Here is an 18,632-nt window from a genome sequence, read left to right as displayed (position 1 = left end):
AGCGCCGATGGTAGTGTGGCATTCGCCATGCGAGAGTAGGACACTGCCAGGCACCCAATTGAAGAAGCCCGCTCATCTGAGCGGGCTTTTTTATTACCTGACATTCAGCGATTTCTCCCCTAAGTGCGGTTCAGTTGTTCGATCTGCAACCACTTTACTCACATTGCTTCTTGTGCGGTTTGCCCATTACGGGGCTGATATTTGTCCATCAATTCAATTGTTGAGCAGAAAAAGCATGGAATGTGATGCCTCTACCTTTCTTGCGATGCCCGCTCTGCTTTAATTCGTCAGCCCACGTTCGATGGGCCAAGGAATCCACAATAATCTGAGGAATGGACATATGTTCAAAAGAACAGTAACGATGATGCTGGCGGCGGGAACCCTGGTATTAGGCGGTTGCGCATCCAATGGCGGTGCAGAGCAGGCGGCGGACAACAGCGATTTCGGTGGCAAGTCCATCTACCTGCGCGGGGAGATGAACGACTGGATGGCAACCGACGCGAGCAAGGTGGTCAAGGTGGCCGACAAGCTCTACATGGCCAAGGGAACGCTCAAGAAAGAGTGGGCTCCTTACAAGTTCAAGTTTGCCGACTCCGGCTGGAGCTGCGGCACCAACTTCGGCTACAAGAGCCCAAGCGATGGTGTTGCCGTGCTGGGCGGCGAAGCCGTACCGGTCAATCCCTGCTCCAAGTATGAGGACATGAAGTTCTCACCGGATGTGGATGGTGTCTATGAGTTCTATCTGAATATGGCTGGTGACACCCCGACCGTATACGTCAAGAAGCCCTGATCAGCGACGGGAAGCAAGCTTCCCGGGCAATTAAATGACGCGATGTAATGCCCCGGACCAGTACCCTGCTGGCCGGGGCATTTGCTTGTGGCAGGCATGACCAGAAAGTGCAAATAATTACTATATATTGTGATTTTATCTTCTCTGTTGGCTATATGTAGTAATGGCTGTTACTGTCATGAGGTCGCGGCATATCCAGGAGGTTGATTGAACATGGCTAAATCACATCCGGTGCGAGAGAGTGAGAGCGGCTCTCGTCATATACCTCTGCAGGAGACATCCCTCGAGATCTGGGACAGCAAGTACCGGCTCAAGAGCAAGGACGGCACTCCCATCGATGGTGCCATCGATGACACTTACCAGCGGGTTGCCCGTGCTCTCGCCGCGCAGGAGCATGACTCTGATGCCTGGTATGAGCCCTTCCTGTGGGCCCTGCGCAATGGTGCCATTCCTGCTGGTCGCATCATTTCCAATGCCGGCGCATTCGAGCACAAGCCTGCTACCTCCACCATCAACTGCACCGTGTCCGGCACCATCGAGGATTCGATGGACGATATCCTCGGCAAGGTGCACGAGGCGGGGCTGACCCTGAAGGCCGGTTGCGGCATCGGCTATGACTTCTCGACCCTGCGCCCGCGCGGGGCTTTCGTCTCCGGCGCCGGGGCCCATACTTCTGGCCCGCTCTCCTTCATGGATATCTACGACAAGATGTGTTTCACCATCTCGTCGGCGGGAGGTCGTCGTGGCGCCCAGATGGGCACCATGGATATCCGTCACCCCGATGTGCTCGAGTTTATCCAGGCCAAGCGGGAGGATGGCCGCCTGCGCCAGTTCAATCTCTCCCTGCTCATCACCGAAGAGTTCGTCAAGGCGGTGAAAGAGGATGCCCCCTGGCAGCTTATCTTCCCCTACACCGCCAGGGAGGTGGGGCAGGATGGTATTGCGCTGGATGATCCCGCCCAGGTGGTCTGGGCCGACTGGCCCAACAAGGAGGGGGTTGTCGTCAACGCCTTGGGACAGGTCGCCTGCAAGGTCTACAAGACCCTGCCGGCCCGCAGGTTGTGGAACGTCATCATGACCTCCACCTACGACTATGCGGAGCCCGGTTTCATCCTGATCGACAAGGTCAACGAGATGAACAACAACTGGTTCTGCGAGGAGATACGGGCAACCAACCCCTGTGGCGAGCAACCGCTGCCTCCCTATGGGGCTTGCCTGCTGGGCTCCATCAACCTGACCCGCTTCGTGCGCGATCCTTTCACCGAACAGGCCGCCTTTGACTGGCCCGCATTTCGCAAGGTGGTGGCCATTTTCACCCGCATGCTGGACAACGTGGTGGAGATCAACCAGCTGCCGCTGGCCAAGCAGCGCGAGGAGATCATCAGCAAACGCCGTCATGGCATGGGCTTTCTCGGCCTCGGCTCGGCCCTCACCATGCTGCGGATAAAATATGGCTCTGCTGCCGCAATCGCTTTTACCGAACAGGTATCCCAGGAGCTGGCCATGACCGGCTGGCGCGAGTCCCTGGCCTTGGCGAAGGAGAAGGGCCCGGCCCCCATCATGGAGCAGGAGTTCGAAGTGACCGGCAAGCTGCTGCGACTGCGCCCCGAGATGGCGGCAGACGGCATCAAGCCGGGCGACAAGGTAAAGGGCAAGGTGCTGCACGCGCGCTACAGCCGCTATATGCAGCAGGTAGCCGAGGTGGATCCCGCCCTGGTTGCCGAGCTGGCCGAAGTGGGGGGGCGTTTCACCCACCACAGCAGCATAGCGCCGACTGGCACTATCTCGCTCTCGCTCGCCAACAACGCCAGCAACGGTATCGAACCGAGCTTTGCCCACCACTACAGCCGCAACGTCATCAAGCCGGGCAAGAAGAGCAAGGAGAGCGTGGATGTCTACTCCTACGAGTTGCTTGCCTACCGCGAGCTGGTGAATCCGGCGGCCATGCCCTATGCCGAGGATGAGGCGACCCGGCTGCCGGACTACTTCATCACCGCCGACGACATCACGCCGGCGCAGCATGTGGACATTCAGGCGGCAGCTCAGCGCTGGATTGATTCATCCATCTCCAAGACTGCCAACGTGCCGACCGACTTTCCGTTCGAACAGTTCAAGAACATCTACCTCTACGCCTCGGATTCGGGGCTCAAGGGCTGCACCACCTTCCGATTCAATCCGGCAGCCTTCCAGGGGGTGCTGGTGAAGGAGCAGGATCTGGAGAAAACTCTGTACGAGTTCACCCTGGAGGATGGCTCGGTCGTCACGGCGAAAGGGAATGAGGAGATCGAATACGATGGCGAGCTGCATACCGCCGCCAACCTCTACGACGCCTTGAAAGAAGGCTATTACGGCAAATTTTGAGGACGAGTTCATGGTCAAGAAGATCGACGAGAAAATCGTCGCCTACCAGGTGAAAACCCGGGACGAGCCACAAGCAGAGCCGGCCCAGCAGGATGTCGTGGTACAGATGCACGAGACAGTGCTGCGGCCGGAGCGGCTGATGGGCACCACCTACAAGCTGAAGACGCCGGAGCATGTCTCCGAACATTCGCTGTTCATCACCATCAACGACATAGTGCTCAATGAGGGGACGGTGCACGAGACCCGCCGGCCATTCGAGATCTTCATCAACTCCAAGAGCCTGGAACACTACCAGTGGATAGTGGCGCTGACCCGCATCATCTCGGCGGTGTTTCGCAAGGGGGGTGATGTCACCTTTCTGGTGGAGGAGTTGCGCTCCGTGTTCGATCCCAAGGGCGGCTACTGGAACAAGGGCAAGTACGTACCGTCCCTTATCGCCGAAATTGGCAACGTGATCGAGACCCACCTCACCGAGATCGGCATGCTCAAGGTGGCCGGGCTGGATGAGCAGCAGCAGGCGTTTCTGGCCGGCAAGCAGGCGGAGATCCAAGCCGCGCAAGAAGCCGACGAGCAGCAGGCTGGGAGTGGTTTTCCCCCCGGTGCGGCGCTCTGCTACAAGTGCCACAGCAAGGCGCTGGTGCAGAAAGATGGCTGCATGACCTGCCTTAACTGCGGCGACTCCAAGTGCAGTTGAACCCTTGAGGGCCAGTAAAGGCCAGCTGCTGTTTTTCTGCGCAAACACGCGGGGTGCCCAAGTGATTTGTTGCGTGATGGTAAAATCGGGCGTAGCGTTGGAGGTAATAAAACTGTCACGGCCGTGTGGTTTCAATGACATCTGAGATTCACACACGTGGCACCTTCAGTGCCAAGGAGGATGCTTATGGACAATACGGACCGAAAGCTGTTTATCCTGGATACCAACGTTCTGCTTCACGAACCCCTCGCCATCTACTCCTTCAAAGAGCACGACGTGCTCATCCCCATGACGGTGCTGGAAGAGCTAGACAACATCAAGGATCGCCACAAGGATGTCAGCCGTGATGCGCGCATCGCCATCCGGGCGCTGGAGGACGTGTTCCGCGACGCGACTCCCGAGCAGATAGTGCAGGGGGTGGCGCTGGCCGGCGAGGCGAGCGGTCACATCTCCATCTTCAGTGACCACCATCTGCCCCAGGATGCCGAGGTGTTCACCGACAAGGAGGCCGACAACCGCATCATCAACGCGGCCCTCTACCTGCAAAAGCATGAGCTGAAGCGGCAGGTGGTGCTGGTCACCAAAGATATCAACATGCGCCTCAAGGCCAAGGGGGCCGGGCTTGCCCACGTCGAGGATTATCGCAGCGACCAGTTGATCGATGACATCCGGCTGCTCGCCAAGGGCTTCCAGACGGTGCCAGGCAGCTTCTGGGAGCGGGTCGGCGAGTGTGACAGCGAGACCCATGGCCGCGATACCGTCCACGTCATCGATGCCAAGCTGCTGGAGGGGGTTCACGTCAACCAGTACCTGATCGATGAAGAGAACTTCTTCGCCGCCCGGGTACTCAGCCACGACAACCAGAAGATCCGCATCAAGGATCTGGGGCGCGAGCGACTGATGTCCCGCAAGGCGTGGGGGGTGCATCCGAAGAACGTCTATCAGGGGATGGCGCTCGATGCTCTGCTCGACCCGCACATCGATCTGGTGATCCTGACCGGCCCGGCGGGCTGCGGCAAGACACTGTTGGCCATGGCTGCCGCCCTGGAGCTGGTGATCGAGAAGGGGATCTACGAGAAGGTGATCGTCACTCGAAATACCCCGGAAATTGCCGAGAGCATCGGCTTCCTGCCCGGCACCGAAGAAGAGAAGATGATGCCCTGGCTGGCTGCGGTCACCGACACCCTGGAGGTGTTGCACAAGCAGGACGAGAACATGAGCGGGTCGCTGAGCTACATCATGGAGAAGGCCAACATCCAGTTCAAATCGGTCAACTTCATGCGCGGGCGCAGCATCCAGAACACCTTCGTGCTGCTGGATGAGTGCCAGAACCTGACCGCGTCCCAGATCAAGACCATCATCACCCGCTGCGGTGAGGGCACCAAGATCGTCTGCTCCGGCAACCTGGCCCAGATCGACTCCAACTACCTGAGCCCGGTGACCTCGGGCCTGACCTACATAGTCGAGCGTTTCAAGGACTTCGATGGCAGTGCCAACATTTTCCTGAACGGGGTGGTGCGCAGCAAGCTCGCCTCCTTCGCCGAGGAAAACCTCTGATCTGACTATCCATCCTCATATGAAAAGGGGAAGCCGACCGGCTTCCCCTTTTTTGATCCCGTTGCCGGTCACTGCTCCTTTGTGCGGCCAAGGTAGCGCAGCAGTCCGGGGTGGTCGCTGTTTTGCAGTATGTCGGGTTTGCCTTGCAGGGCGATGCGCCCCTCGTCGATGAACAATACCTGATCGGCGAAATCAGCAGGGCATCCTCCGGCCTGATAGTGGGAGACCATCAGCTTGTTAGCCATTCACTATGGCGCTAGAGCGCGGCCAAGGTAGCGCAGCAGGCCAGGGTGGTCGCTGTTGTGCAGGATATCCGGCGTACCCTGCAGGGCGATGCGCCCCTCGTCCACGAACAATACCTGGTCGGCGATGAGCTGGGCATCTTCCGGGTTGTGAGAGACCATCAGCACGGTAATGCCTTGCTCGCAGGCGAGCCGAGCAACTTCTGCCAGCATCTCCCGGCGCAGGGCCGGATCGAGCGCCGAGAAGGGCTCATCCAGCAGCAGCAGCGGCTTGCCGCGTACCAGGGCGCGGGCCAGCCCGACCCGTTGCTGCTGGCCACCGGAGAGCTGTTCCGGCAGGCGCGTGAGCATCTCGCCGAGGCCGACCCGGTTCGCGGCATCCTTCACCTGAGCCCGCTGGGCGGCGTTCAGGCGCAGGCCGGGGTGCAAGCCGATGGCGATATTGTCGAATACCGACAGGTGCAGGAACAGGTTGTGATCCTGAAACAGGGTAGTCACGGGCCGTGCGGCTGGGCCCAGCGGCAGCAGATCCTGATCGTCGAAGGTGAGGGTGCCGGATTCTACCGGTACGAAACCGGCGATCATGCCGAGCAGGGTCGACTTGCCTGCCCCGCTCGGACCGATCAGCGCGGTGATCTCCCCCTTGGGCAGGGTGGCGCTGAAGCTGACGCGCCAGTCCGGGTAGCTGGTCACCAGCGTATCAATGTGCAGCATGTTTTCCTCTCAAGGGGGGCGTTTGAGCGACCAGCACAGCCGCCGAGACGGTAGCGCCGGGTCTTTTGTCTCTCAATGGTCGGCATGCTTTCCTCCAAGCCCCCGCTCTACCAGCCAGAACAGGGAGAAGCAGAGGGTGAGCAGCAGCAGGGCGGTGGCGGCCGCCTCGGTCAGCCGGTAGCTGCCGAGCTGCTGATAGAGCAGCCAGGGCAGGGTGGTTAGCTCCTGGCTGCCGAACATGGCGATGGCGCCGAGATCCCCGAGCGACAAGATCATGGCCAGCGCCGCCGCCTGGCCCAGCGGGCGGCGTAGCAGGGGCCACTCAACCAGTCGCAGGCGATGCAGGCCGTGTACCCCCAGGCTGTCGGCCAGCCGGTCGTACTGGCGCACCACCAGCTGCATGGGGGCGGAGAGGGTACGCAGCACATAGGGCAGCGCCATCAGGGCGTTGACCAGCACCACCAGCCAGGGGCCGAGGGCAAAGACATCGGCAAATGGCATGCACAGGATGAAGAGGCCGGTGGAGAGCACCACCGCCGGGATCATCAGGATCACCGAGCCACTGGTCTCCCACAGGGTGGCGGCCCGCCGTTTGTGCTCCCGAACCCGCAGATGGCGGCTGGTGAGCAGCAGGGCGCTGCCGAGCAGGGTGGCCAGGCTGCCCGCCGCCAGCGCAATCAGCAGCGACTGGCCGCTGGCCAGCCACAACTTGCCTGAGGTCAGGGCATCCGGCAGGCCGGGATTGAGGCCGGCCACCACGATGGCCAGCAAGGGGGGCAGGAATACCGCCAGCCCGATGGCAAGGGCGAGGGCATCCACCAGGCCGCTGCCCGGCTGATGACGGTCCGGTCGCAGACAGGGGCGATGAGAGGTGATCCGGCTGGCAGGGCTGCTCTGCAGCTTGTGCTGCAGCATCAGCAGGGCGGCGGTCAGAATGAGCTGGACCAGCGCCAGTCCGCCGGCGGTGGCGAGATCGAAGTCAAAGCGCAGCGCCTGATAGACGGCCACCTCCAGGGTGGTGGACTTGGGGCCGCCCCCCAGCGCCAGCACGGTGGCGAAGCTGGTGAAGCAGAGCATGAAGATGAGGCTGGCCAGCCCTGGCAGCTGGGCCCGGATCAGCGGCCACTCCAGCAGCCGGAAGATATGGGAGGAACGCATGCCGAGCTGGCTGGCGAGGCGCCAGGAGGATTCGGGGATGCTCTCCAGGCTCTGCAGCAAGAGACGCGCGGCCAGCGGCATGTTGAAGAAGACGTGGGCCAGCAGGATGCCGAACAGGCCGTAGAGGTAGTTGCCGGGAGCGAGCCCGAACCCGTGCAGCAGTTGCGGCAACCAGCCCTGCTTGCCATGCACCGCGACGATGCCGAAGACGGCGATGATGACCGGCAGTACCAGCGAAAGGCCGAACAGCTTGATGAGCAGGGTGCGCCCCGGAAAGCGGCACCGCGCCAGGGCGCGGGCCACCGGAATGGCCAGTCCCAGGCTCAGCAGGGTGGAGAGCAGCGCCTGCCAGAGGCTGAAGCCCAGCACGTGGCGCAGGTAGGGATCGGCCAGCAGGGTGCGAGGGGCTAGCCCCCCGGCCTGCCACAACAGGGCCGCCAGCGGCCCCAGCGACAACAGCAGGATCAGGACTGTGGCGGCACTGCCCGGCAGCCACCAGAGCAGGCGTGCCCCTGGTTTCACGAAGAGACGGCTCACTGGGTAACGGCTTGCAGCCACTCGCGGATCCAGCCCTTGCGATTGGCGGCCACCTCGTCAGAGCTGAAGGCGAGCGGCTTAGCTACGGTGATCATCTGCTCGAAGCCCTTGGGCAGCGGTGTGTCGATCACCGGATACATCCAGTTGCCGGTCGCCATCTCGTTCTGGAAGGCGGGGCTTATCATGAACTGCAGGAACTGGTCAGCCAGCTTCTCCTGTTTGGCGCTCTTGAGCTTGGCAGCCACTTCCACCTGACGGTAGTGCCCCTCTGCAAACGCCGCGGCCTGATACTGGGGCTTGTGCTCGGCAATCAGGTGATAGGCGGGTGAGCTGGTGTAGGAGAGCACCATGTCCGCCTCGCCATCGAGGAACATGCCGTAGGCCTCTGACCACCCCTTGGTGACGGTGACCGTCTTTTTGGCCAGTTGCTCCCAGGCGGTGGGGGCCTGGTCACCGTAGACCGACTTCATCCACAGCATCAGCCCCTGGCCCGGGGTGGAGGTGCGGGGATCCTGATAGATGATCTTGAGGTCGGGTCGCGCCACCAGCTCCTTCAGGCTCTTGGGGGGCTGCTTGAGCTTCTCCTTGTCGTAGACGAAGGCGAAGTAGCCGTAGTCGTAGGGGACGAAGGTGTCATCCTGCCAGCCGCCGGGCACCTTGAGGCCATCCAGCTTGGTGGCGTGAGGGGCGAACAGACCGCTCTGCTTGGCTTCACTGACGAGGGCATCGTCCAGCCCCAGCACCAGATCGGCCTTGCTGTGTTTTCCCTCCAGTCGCAACCGGTTGAGGATGGCCACGCCATCTTCGAGCGGTACCAGATTGAGGGTGCAGCCGCACTCCTTCTCGAAGGCCTGTTTGATCTTGGGACCCGGGCCCCACTCGGCAGTGAAGGAGCTGTAGGTGTAGACGGTGAGGGTATCCGCCGCAAAGGCCTGAGCGGAGAGCAGGCCGGTGGCGACCAGCAGCAGGTTTTTCATGGGTGGCACTCCCTTTAGCAATGAGGTGCCAGCGGATGAGGGCGCAAAAACGAGCGCCATGCCTCAAATTCCTCCGCCAGCATTATCTGGATCAGGTTCACGGGTATAATCTCAGCGGTAGACCGCACCCCGTTTGAGAAACGCACCGCATTGTATTAACGTTCTTGGGGGGAGGCCAGCACAATTGTTTCTGCGGGCCAGCGAGACGGATCAGCTCAACAGAGGATGTTTGCGTGATCACCAGCACTAAGGAAAGACGCGCCTTCCAGCGCATGATAATCAATGCTCCCGTCACCATCTTCCAGCAGCAGCAGGTGCTGGAGGGGGTCTGCCGGGATCTCAGCGCCAACGGCATGGGCATCTCGGTGCCGGAGCACCAGCTCGATACGACCCAACCCATCCGGGTGAGCCTGGCCACCAACAACAACCTGTTGCCCCCCTTCGAGGCGCAGGCCCGCATCATCAGGGTGCTGGAAGAGGAGGACGGGCTCTTGCTGGCCATCGAGTTCCAGTCCCTCGCCTGAGCCATCCACCTCCTTGCCTCCATCGACCAGCCCTGCGCTGGTCGCTTTCATTGTGGCCTGTCCCCCCTCGTTTTCATGACGTCCACCACCTATTTGTCGGCGCGAACCGGCTGCACGCTGAGCTGCTTGCTGTCGATGAAGGTCTTGCTGGTCGGGGCCAGCTGACCCATCGCCAGCTGGGCCGGGCCGGTGGGTTCCATCAGCAGGTAGGTTTCCCCTTCCCAGCTCAAGGTGGCCTCGCCCGACTTGGCCGGCAGCGCCACTCCGAGCAGGGCGTGACCCGGTACGAACACCATGGCTTGTTTCAATTCGGGAAAGAGCTGGGCCAGCATGGCGGCCATCAGGGTTACCTTGCTGTCGCAGTCGCCCTGATTTTGCTCCAGTACCTGGCGCGGACTGAGAAAGCCCTTGCCCTGGCGCCCCGACTGGCTGTCGAGCAGTTGATAGGGGATGGCCTGAATGAAGTCGAGCATCTGGGCCGTGGTCTTCTGGCGCGCCTCGGTTTCCGTGCTGCCCTGCTGCTTGAGCTGTTCGGCCAGCGGCGCCAGTTCGCTGCGGCTCTCCAGTGCGATGCGCACGTGATCCTGCTTGATGGTGGCGGCACCGTCGGGGGCGGTGAACGGCTGAAAGTAGTGCAGCTTGAGCCACTCTGCCTCCTGCTTGTCGCGCTGCTGGGTGAGCCAGCTCATGGCTTTGGCGACCTGTTCGGGCTGACGGCCCTTGAGTCTGAGCTCCATCTCGGGGCGGGAGAGGGAGAACTGCACGGCGGGGAACTCGGCCACTCCCTGCTGCAGCAGGCTCTGCAGCACGTCCTCCTGCATGCGGGCCGACCGATAGGCGATGAGCGGCGGCAGCTTGCCTGCCTCCAGCCGATAGGTGAGTTGCTGCACCTTGCCGTCCTTGTCCTGCCAGCCGACGTTGAGCTGACCGCCACTGCTGTTGAAATAGGTCTGCCCGGCGCAGACCGGCAGCGCCAGCCAGAGGCCGCAGAGCAGGGGGAGGGCGAGTGTCATCTTCATCCAGGTGTCTCGTCGGGTATGCAGAAGTAGCGGGCCATGGCGTGCATCTAGGCCTGACAATAAAACAGGGAGCCAAGGCTCCCTGTTGATTCTACTCGTTTTTTGCAACTGGCTGATTAAATCCAGCTCGGCTGTTTCGCCTCGAAGGCGCTGATGGCGGCCTCGTGCTGCAGGGTCAGGCCGATGGCATCCAGCCCGTTGAGCAGGCAGTAGCGACGGAATTCATCGATCTCGAAGCCGAACGTGAGGCTACCTGTCCGCACGTGATTGGCTTCCAGATCTACTTCGATCTCGATGCCCGGCTGGGCGGCGACCAGCTGGAACAGGGCGTCGACCTCCTCCTCCTTCAGGCGCACCGGCACCATGCCGTTGTTGATGGCGTTGCCGTAGAAGATGTCTGCAAAGCTCGGGGCAATGATGGTCTTGAAGCCGTAGTCCGCCAGCGCCCAGGGGGCGTGCTCGCGGCTCGAACCGCAGCCGAAGTTCTCGCGGGCCAGCAGGATGCTGGCGCCGGCGAACTGCGGTTGGTTGAGCACGAACTCGGGGTTGGGCTGATCCCCCGCATCGTCCAGGAAGCGCCAGTCGTGGAACAGGTGCTTGCCAAAACCGATGCGATTGACCTTCTGCAGAAACTGCTTGGGAATGATGGCGTCGGTGTCGACGTTGGCGCTGTCGAGGGGGACGACGATCCCTTTGTGTTGTTTGAATCCTGTCATCTTGTTCTCCTCGTAATTACAACGCACGAATATCGGCGAAGTGGCCGGTGACGGCGGCGGCGGCGGCCATGGCCGGGCTCACCAGATGGGTGCGGCCGGCGCGGCCCTGACGCCCTTCGAAGTTGCGGTTGCTGGTGGAGGCGCAGCGCTCCCCCGGTTGCAGCCGGTCGTTGTTCATCGCCAAGCACATGGAGCAGCCGGGCAGACGCCACTCAAAGCCGGCTTCGATGAAGATCTTGTCGAGCCCCTCGGCTTCGGCCTGCGCCTTCACCTGCTCGGAGCCCGGCACCACCAGCGCCTGCACGCCTGCGGCGACCTTGCGACCGCGGGCGATGGCGGCAGCCGCGCGCAGATCCTCGATGCGGCTGTTGGTGCAGGAACCGATGAACACCTTGTCGATGGCGACGTCGGAGAGCTTCTGACCAGGCTGCAGGTCCATGTAGGCGAGCGCCTTGCGGGCGGATTGCTGCTCCATCAGATCGCTGAAGGATTCCGGCGCCGGAATGGGTTCATTGACGGCGATCACCTGACCCGGGTTGGTGCCCCAGGTCACTTGAGGGGCGATGTCGGCGGCGTCCAGCACCACTTCGGCATCGAATTTGGCATCGGCATCGCTCTTGAGGCTCTGCCAGTAGGCGATGGCCTGCTCCAGCGCCTCGCCCTTGGGTGCGAACTCCTTGCCACGGATATAGTCGATGGTGGTCTGGTCGGGGGCGATCATGCCGGCCTTGGCACCAAGCTCGATGGCCATGTTGCACACCGTCATGCGCCCTTCCATGGTGAGCCCTTCGATGGCCTCGCCAGCGAACTCCACCACATAGCCGGTACCGCCGGCGTGGCCGACCCGGCCTATGATGGCCAGCACCACGTCTTTCGCGCTGATACCTTCGGCCAGCTTGCCGTTGACCGAAATGCGCATGGTCTTGGCACGGCCCTGTTTCAGGGTCTGGGTGGCCATCACATGCTCCACCTCGGAGGTGCCGATGCCGAATGCGAGCGAGCCGAAGGCGCCGTGGGTGGCGGTGTGGGAATCACCGCAGACGATGGTGGTGCCGGGCAGGGTAATACCGAGCTCGGGACCCATCACGTGGACGATACCCTGGTACTTGTGGTTCAGGTCATAGAGGCGAACCCCGAACTCCTTGCAGTTATGGGCCAGCGTCTCCATCTGGATGCGGGCCATCTCGCCGGAGGCGGCGATGTCCTTGGTGGTGGTGGAGACGTTGTGATCCATGGTGGCCCAGGTCAGATCCGGGCGACGCAGCTGGCGGTTCATGGCGCGCAGGCCGTCGAATGCCTGCGGGCTGGTCACTTCATGCACCAGGTGGCGGTCGATGTAGATGAGGGGGGTTTCCCCTTCCACTTCCCGCACCACGTGGGCGTCGAACACTTTCTGATAGAGGGTCTTGGACATTGCTCTCTTCCTTGTTATTTGGTGGCGTCAGATGCGCGCGGCGATCTGGCTGCCCATGTCGGCGGTGCTTTGTACCGGGTGCTTGGCGCTCGCCTGATGCAGATCGGCGGTGAAGTAGCCTTCGGCCAGGGTCTGGGCCACGGCCTGCTCGATGGCCTGGGCGGCGGCTTCCTGGCCGAGGCTGTAGCGCAGCATCAGGGCGGCGGAGAGGATCTGGGCGATGGGGTTCGCGATCCCCTTGCCGGCGATGTCCGGGGCCGAGCCGCCGGCCGGCTCGAACAGACCGAAACCGGATTCATTCAGGCTGGCGGAGGGGAGCAGCCCCATGGAGCCGGTGATCATGGCGCACTCGTCGGAGAGGATGTCACCGAACAGGTTGGAGCAGAGCAGCACGTCGAACTGGGACGGATCCTTGATGAGCTGCATGGTGGCGTTGTCGATGTACATGTGATTCAGCGCCACGTCCGGATAGGACTTGGCGACTTCGGTCACCACCTCGCGCCACAGGATGGAGGAGGCGAGCACGTTGGCCTTGTCGATGGAGGTGACCTTGGCCTTGCGCACCCGGGCCGACTCGAACGCTATCTTGGCGATGCGCTCGATCTCGAAGCGGTGGTACACCTCGGTATCGAATGCCTTCTCGGTGGGGCCTTCCCCTTCACGCCCCTTGGGCTGGCCGAAGTAGATGCCACCGGTCAGCTCGCGCACGCAGGCGATGTCAAAACCGCGATCCGAGATGTCGGCCCGCAACGGCGAGAATTGCTCGAGGCCGGTGTAGATACGGGCCGGACGCAGGTTGCAGAACAGCTTGAAGTGGGCGCGCAGGGGCAGCAGTGCGCCGCGTTCCGGCTGATCGTTGGGGGGCAGATGCTCCCACTTGGGGCCGCCCACCGAGCCGAACAGCACGGCGTCGGCCGCTTCACAGCCGGCTATGGTGCTCTGGGGCAACGGGGTGCCGTGGTTGTCGATGGCGATGCCGCCCACGTCATGGCGCTCGTAGTCGAGGGTGAAGCCGAACCTGGCCTGCACCTTTTCCAGCACCTTGACGGCCTCTGCCATCACTTCCGGGCCAATGCCGTCACCCGGCAATACTGCGATCCGATAACTGCTCATACTCACACGCTCTCCGTATTGATCTTGTCTGTTTTTGCGACGTTGCGTTCCATCTGTTCGGCCACCTGATCGGCGCGCCAGATGCTGTTGATCACGTGGATCAACGCCTGGGCGGAAGACTCTATGATGTCGGTAGCCAGGCCCATGCCATGGAATTTGCGGCCCTTGTACTGTGCGACTATGTCGACCTGGCCGAGGGCGTTCTTGCCTTCCCCCTTGCCCTTGAGTTCGTACTTGTCGATGCTGATCTCGTAGCCGGTGATGCGGTTGATGCACTGGTAGACCGCGTCCACCGGGCCGTTGCCGGTGGCGGCTTCGCTGACGATCTCCTGGCCCACCTTCAATTTCACCGAGGCGGTGGCCATCACAGAGCTGCCGCTCTGCACGCCCAGGTACTCCAGCTTGAAGTGCTCCGGCTCTTCGTGGATCTGGCTGAAGAAGGCGAGCGCCTCCAGATCGTAATCGAACACCTGCCCCTTCTTGTCGGCCAGGGTGAGGAACTTGCCGTAGAGATCGTCGAGGTCGTAACTGCTCTCGGCGTAGCCCATGGACTCCATCCGGTGCTTGATGACGTGGCGGCCGGAGCGGGAGGTCATGTTGAGGTTGTTCTGGGTGAGGCCAATGCTCTCCGGGGTGATGATTTCGTAGGTGTTTTTCGCCTTGAGTACGCCATCCTGGTGGATGCCGGAGCTGTGGGAGAAGGCGTTGGCCCCGACGATGGCCTTGTTGGGCTGCACCGGCATGTTGCAGAGCTGGCTGACCAAGGCGCTGGTGCGGTGGATCTCGCTGTGACGGATATTGGTGTGTACCCCGAGCAGGTCGGCGCGGGTTTTCAGGATCATTGCCACCTCTTCCAGCGAGCAGTTGCCGGCCCGTTCGCCGATGCCGTTGATGGTGCACTCGATCTGGCGGGCCCCCATCTGCACGGCGCCGATGGAATTGGCCACCGAGAGCCCCAGATCGTCGTGGCAGTGCACCGAGATGATGGCCTGATCGATGTTGGGTACCCGGTTGAACAGGGTCTGGATGATGCCGGAGAACTCGGTCGGCACCGTGTAGCCCACGGTATCGGGAATATTGATGGTACGGGCGCCGGCCTTGATGGCGGCCTCCACCATGCGGCACAGGTTGTCTATCGGGGTGCGGCCCGCATCCTCGCAGGAGAACTCCACGTCGTCGGTATAGCGGCGGGCGTGTTTGATGGCGCTGACCCCCATCTCCAGCACGTCCTCGAAGCTCTTCTTCAGCTTGCTCTCGACGTGGATGGAGGAGGTGGAGATAAAGGTGTGGATGCGAAACGCTTCGGCGACCCGCAGGGCCTCGCCGGCGGCATCGATGTCCTTGGGCAGGGCGCGGGCGAGGGCACAGACCCGGCTCTGCTTGATGTGGCGGGCGATGGTCTGCACCGATTGAAAGTCGCCGGGGGAGGAGACCGGGAACCCCACCTCCATGACGTCGACACCGAGCCGCTCCAGCGCCTGGGCGATCTGCAGCTTCTCCTTGACCGTCAAGCTGGCCGCCAGGGCCTGCTCACCATCGCGCAGGGTGGTGTCGAATATGATGACCCGATCTGACATGTGACTTCCCTCTTCCTAAGTTCGGTGACGTGCATCCTGCGTTGGCATAAAAAAACCCGTGCAGGGTGCACGGGTTTTTGTAAATTCCGGCTATGCCTGAGCCCGGCTACAAGGATCCCGCGCGAGAGGTCGCGATTAGGGAGATTAGTAGTAGCGGAGCGGCAATACGCATGATGAATCAATCCTTGCAGTCGATAACGCTTTTACCAATATCGAGATTTTTATGCTGTGTCAACCGTACGCACCCGGTTCATTTCGCTGGTTTATTTAATCGGATTGTAAAGGAGTGCAAATTTACTTGTCCCATATTCGGCCCTTGCCCGATTATCTGGTCATTCCTGCTGTACTCGATCATCTGTACAATCAGATCGACTTGTCAGTTTCTGCTGAATTATCCGAGGTATTAAATGGAAAAACGTAGACCTGGTCGTCCGGTCGGACGTTCTGACATTCGTGACAAGTTGCTCTGTGCCGCTCGCGAGCGTTTTCTGAACACCCCCTACAGCAAGGTGACGACCCGCGAGATCGCCGAGCTGGCTGGCTCCAATCTGGCCATGATCCACTACTATTTCGGCAGCAAAGAGGGCCTCTACAAGGCGGTGCTGGGGGATGTGGCCGAGCCGCTCGACCAGGCCTGGCACGACGAGACCGGCAACCGCAGCCTCAACGATCTGCTCAATACCTACTACCAGGTGATGGCGCCCAACAGCGAGCTGACCTCCGCCATCTCCAGCGCATTATCGACCGAGAAGAGTCCGGGGCGGGATTTTGTGCTGAACCGCCTGCTGGAACGCCAGCTGCCCCAGTTCGATGCCTTGCTGGAGTCCATGAAGAACAACGGCGAGCTGGGTGACAACCTGGATCCCGAGATGCTGAAGATCTCCTTCCTCAGCATGATGTGGCAGCCCTTCGTGATGAAGGATCTCTACGAGCAGGTGTTCGGCCTGACCGTGGACGAGCACTTCATGGCTCGCCTGGCGGATCACAACTGCCGCCTGATGGAAAACGGCCTGCGCGGCACCCTGAACTGATCATTTGCCACGCTGGTAGCAAAAAGGGCCATTCGGCCCTTTTTTCATAAATCTGTTATTTGAACGTCAACCAAGTGTCACCCCGCCGCCCTAGTCTGCTTTGAGACGCTAGGGAAGGAGGGGTTATGAACAAGATCCAGCAATGGGACCTGCAGGTGTGCCGCATCTGCCTGCTCCACGCCTACAACCGGCCACAGGCCAGGATCAGCCGGCTCATCTCCCGTACCGGTGACGGCCCGCTCTACGCCGTGCTGGCGGCCCTGCTCTGGTGGCAGGGGGAAGCCGAGCGCGAACTGGTGAAGCTGGCACTGCTCGCCTTCGCCCTCGAGTTGCCGCTCTACTTGCTGCTCAAGAATGCCCTCAAACGCCAGCGCCCGGTGGGGCTGCCGGTCTTCATCACCCCCTCCGACCGCTACAGCCTGCCCTCGGGCCACACCGCCGCCGCCTTCCTGATGGCAACCGTACTGGCGGCCAGCTTCCCGCTCTGGGCGCCGCTGCTGTTCGTCTGGGCCGCGCTGGTGGGGGCGTCCCGTCTGCTGCTCGGGGTGCACTATCTGAGTGACCTGGTAGCCGGCGCCCTGCTCGGCGGTGGCTGCGCCCTGCTGGCGCTCATCTGGGGGCAGGGATGAAGATACTGTTCGGTGTGCAGGGGACCGGCAACGGCCACATCAGCCGCAGCCGTACCCTGGCGCGGGCCTTGCGGGCCCGTGGTCTCGAGGTGGACTATCTGTTCAGCGGCCGCCCTGCGGACGGCTACTTCGAGATGGCCGAATTCGGCGACTACCGCACCTTTCCCGGCATCACCTTCGTCAGCCATGAGGGGGCCATCTCGAACTGGCGCACCCTCAAGGGGCTCTCGCCCCTGCGCTTCTGGCGCGACATGCGAGCGCTCGATTGTCGTGACTACGACCTCGTCATCAGCGATTTCGAGCCTATCAGCGCCCATGCCGCTCGCCGCTGGGACAAGCCGAGCCTCACCATCAGCCATCAGGCGAGTTTCGACTGGCCCATTCCACGCTGGGGGGAGAGCGGCTTCAACCGCCAGCTGATGCGTCACTTCGCGCCGGTGCGCCAGTCGCTCGGGCTGCACTGGTTTCACTTCGGCCAGCCCCTGTTGCCGCCCATCATAGATCCCATCAGCCAGGGGCCCGACAACCAGCAGATCCTGGTCTATCTGCCGTTCGAGCAGACCGAGGCGATCGCGGCCCTGTTGTCGCGCTTCAACCAGCAACGCTTCGTCTGCTTTCATCCGGCCATTCGCAGTGCCAGCCAGTGGCGCAACATCCGCTTCGAGCCACAGGCCCGTGAGGCGTTCAAGCAGGTGCTGGCCGGCTGTCGCGGGGTCATCACCAACGGTGGTTTCGAGCTCGCCTCGGAGGCGCTCTCCCTTGGCAAAAAGCTGCTGGTCAAGCCGCTGGGAGGCCAGTTCGAGCAGCTGACCAACAGCAAGACCCTGGAACTGATGGGGCTGGCGCGGCTGATGGATGCGCTCGATGCCAACGCGGTGCGGGCCTGGCTGGATGCGACGGCCCCGGGCCAGATCTGCTACCCCGATGTGGCGGGGGAGCTGGCCGGCTGGCTCGCCGCCGGCGCCCAGGAGAGCGTGGCGGATCTCTCCCGCCGGTTGTGGGCCCGAACCCTGTTTCCGGAGGAGGTGTGCGATCGGTTGAGCGAGCTGGAGGAGGGAAGTGCCCTCAGCAGTTGCTGGTTATCGCAAGTCAGCGCCTTTGACTAGACTGAGAGGGATCCCACCAAGGAGAGGACGGACACCATGCGCTTTACCAACGAAAACGGCGACACCATGAACCTGGCGGACAATCTCACCCTGCACGAGCTGCTGGACATGGGGGTCAGCATCTCGGTCTGCGAAGAGACGGATCCGGATCAGCAGATCTGGTTGGCGGAGCCGGAACAGGATCACTGATCCGCAGCCTGCCACCAAGGCCCACCCTGGCGGTGGGCCATTTTTTTCCGCTTTTGGCGGCTGTTGCAGCATGATCCGCTGGCTTGCCACCCATCTTCCCCGCATTGTTCCCACCCTTGCCAGCAAGTCACTGAATGTTAATAGTTGTTTGAAATTTATGACTGTTGTGGTCAGACAAAGCCGTGGACAACCGTTCACAAGCGGGTTAAGTTGGTTTTTCACCCGCTTTGCGGGTGAATGACGGAAAAAACCTATTTTTCTACTATCGACAGTGCCGAACTCGC

Annotated in this window: 17 protein-coding genes, 1 pseudogene and 1 riboswitch; of the genes and pseudogenes, 9 read left to right on the top strand and 9 right to left on the bottom strand. The window is 61.7% G+C overall.

The annotated features are described in order from the left end of the window. Positions 1-340: 340 nt before the first annotated feature. The 4 genes from AB5Y94_RS00655 to AB5Y94_RS00640 all read left to right on the top strand — a co-directional run bounded on the left by AB5Y94_RS00655 (position 341) and on the right by AB5Y94_RS00640 (position 5,402). Positions 341-790: a pullulanase gene (locus AB5Y94_RS00655; RefSeq protein ID WP_139398299.1), complete on the top strand. Its 450-nt coding sequence runs from the start codon at positions 341-343 to the stop codon at positions 788-790. A 213-nt stretch (positions 791-1,003) separates the two neighbouring features. Continuing rightward, positions 1,004-3,151, top strand: coding sequence for an adenosylcobalamin-dependent ribonucleoside-diphosphate reductase (locus AB5Y94_RS00650; RefSeq protein ID WP_368204465.1), 2,148 nt, complete (start codon positions 1,004-1,006; stop codon positions 3,149-3,151). A 10-nt stretch (positions 3,152-3,161) separates the two neighbouring features. Continuing rightward, positions 3,162-3,845 (top strand): NrdJb, encoded by a 684-nt coding sequence (locus AB5Y94_RS00645; RefSeq protein WP_368204464.1) that lies wholly within the window; start codon positions 3,162-3,164, stop codon positions 3,843-3,845. 186 nt (positions 3,846-4,031) lie between these two features. Beyond that, positions 4,032-5,402, top strand: coding sequence for a PhoH family protein (locus AB5Y94_RS00640; RefSeq protein ID WP_017763817.1), 1,371 nt, complete (start codon positions 4,032-4,034; stop codon positions 5,400-5,402). A gap of 68 nt (positions 5,403-5,470) precedes the next feature. Here the strand turns inward: AB5Y94_RS00640 and AB5Y94_RS00635 are convergent. The 4 genes and pseudogenes from AB5Y94_RS00635 to thiB all read right to left on the bottom strand — a co-directional run. Continuing rightward, a pseudogene (locus tag AB5Y94_RS00635) lies at positions 5,471-5,590 on the bottom strand (thiamine ABC transporter ATP-binding protein); the annotation flags it as partial. A gap of 60 nt (positions 5,591-5,650) precedes the next feature. After that, complete coding sequence (gene thiQ, locus AB5Y94_RS00630; RefSeq protein ID WP_195878015.1) at positions 5,651-6,358, bottom strand: thiamine ABC transporter ATP-binding protein; 708 nt, start codon at positions 6,356-6,358, stop codon at positions 5,651-5,653. Between the two features lie 72 nt (positions 6,359-6,430). Further along, positions 6,431-8,053, bottom strand: a complete 1,623-nt coding sequence (gene thiP / locus AB5Y94_RS00625; protein WP_368204466.1) for a thiamine/thiamine pyrophosphate ABC transporter permease — start codon at positions 8,051-8,053, stop codon at positions 6,431-6,433. Continuing rightward, positions 8,050-9,030: a thiamine ABC transporter substrate binding subunit gene (gene thiB, locus AB5Y94_RS00620; protein WP_337079806.1), complete on the bottom strand. Its 981-nt coding sequence runs from the start codon at positions 9,028-9,030 to the stop codon at positions 8,050-8,052. Before thiB ends, thiP begins: the two co-directional genes overlap by 4 nt. 51 nt (positions 9,031-9,081) lie before the next feature. After that, positions 9,082-9,172, bottom strand: a riboswitch (TPP riboswitch). 91 nt (positions 9,173-9,263) lie between these two features. Between thiB and AB5Y94_RS00615 the strand changes: the two genes are divergently transcribed. Beyond that, complete coding sequence (locus AB5Y94_RS00615) at positions 9,264-9,554, top strand: PilZ domain-containing protein (RefSeq protein WP_005304376.1); 291 nt, start codon at positions 9,264-9,266, stop codon at positions 9,552-9,554. Positions 9,555-9,643: 89 nt separating this feature from the next. Here AB5Y94_RS00615 and AB5Y94_RS00610 read toward each other — a convergent pair whose 3' ends face one another. The 5 genes from AB5Y94_RS00610 to leuA form a co-directional block, all read right to left on the bottom strand. Further along, positions 9,644-10,573 (bottom strand): transglutaminase domain-containing protein, encoded by a 930-nt coding sequence (locus tag AB5Y94_RS00610; protein WP_368204463.1) that lies wholly within the window; start codon positions 10,571-10,573, stop codon positions 9,644-9,646. Between the two features lie 116 nt (positions 10,574-10,689). Next, positions 10,690-11,289: a 3-isopropylmalate dehydratase small subunit gene (gene leuD / locus AB5Y94_RS00605; protein WP_019840647.1), complete on the bottom strand. Its 600-nt coding sequence runs from the start codon at positions 11,287-11,289 to the stop codon at positions 10,690-10,692. 16 nt (positions 11,290-11,305) lie between these two features. Then, positions 11,306-12,703, bottom strand: coding sequence for a 3-isopropylmalate dehydratase large subunit (leuC, locus tag AB5Y94_RS00600; protein WP_368204462.1), 1,398 nt, complete (start codon positions 12,701-12,703; stop codon positions 11,306-11,308). 27 nt (positions 12,704-12,730) lie between these two features. Next, the gene (leuB, locus tag AB5Y94_RS00595) at positions 12,731-13,816 is read right to left on the bottom strand and encodes a 3-isopropylmalate dehydrogenase (protein ID WP_368204461.1); all 1,086 of its coding nucleotides are present in this window, start codon (positions 13,814-13,816) and stop codon (positions 12,731-12,733) included. Between the two features lie 2 nt (positions 13,817-13,818). Then, the gene (gene leuA, locus AB5Y94_RS00590) at positions 13,819-15,393 is read right to left on the bottom strand and encodes a 2-isopropylmalate synthase (RefSeq protein ID WP_011704822.1); all 1,575 of its coding nucleotides are present in this window, start codon (positions 15,391-15,393) and stop codon (positions 13,819-13,821) included. A gap of 407 nt (positions 15,394-15,800) precedes the next feature. Here leuA and AB5Y94_RS00585 point away from each other — a divergent pair, with 407 nt between their 5' ends. The 4 genes from AB5Y94_RS00585 to AB5Y94_RS00570 all read left to right on the top strand — a co-directional run bounded on the left by AB5Y94_RS00585 (position 15,801) and on the right by AB5Y94_RS00570 (position 18,348). After that, positions 15,801-16,424: a TetR/AcrR family transcriptional regulator gene (locus AB5Y94_RS00585; protein WP_005304358.1), complete on the top strand. Its 624-nt coding sequence runs from the start codon at positions 15,801-15,803 to the stop codon at positions 16,422-16,424. A gap of 125 nt (positions 16,425-16,549) precedes the next feature. Beyond that, entirely contained in the window at positions 16,550-17,053 is a 504-nt protein-coding gene (locus AB5Y94_RS00580; protein WP_005304355.1) for a phosphatase PAP2 family protein, read from the top strand. Then, a complete protein-coding gene (locus AB5Y94_RS00575; protein ID WP_017763826.1) occupies positions 17,050-18,159 on the top strand; it encodes an MJ1255/VC2487 family glycosyltransferase in 1,110 nt (369 codons plus the stop codon). The genes AB5Y94_RS00580 and AB5Y94_RS00575 overlap by 4 nt, the downstream gene beginning before the upstream one ends. A gap of 36 nt (positions 18,160-18,195) precedes the next feature. Further along, complete coding sequence (locus AB5Y94_RS00570; RefSeq protein ID WP_005304348.1) at positions 18,196-18,348, top strand: hypothetical protein; 153 nt, start codon at positions 18,196-18,198, stop codon at positions 18,346-18,348. Positions 18,349-18,632: the final 284 nt, after the last annotated feature.

Source organism: Aeromonas sp. s5 (genome assembly GCF_040907865.1).
GTDB classification, from domain to species: Bacteria; Pseudomonadota; Gammaproteobacteria; order Enterobacterales; family Aeromonadaceae; genus Aeromonas; species Aeromonas dhakensis.
This window is presented reverse-complemented; position numbering and strand designations above follow the sequence as displayed.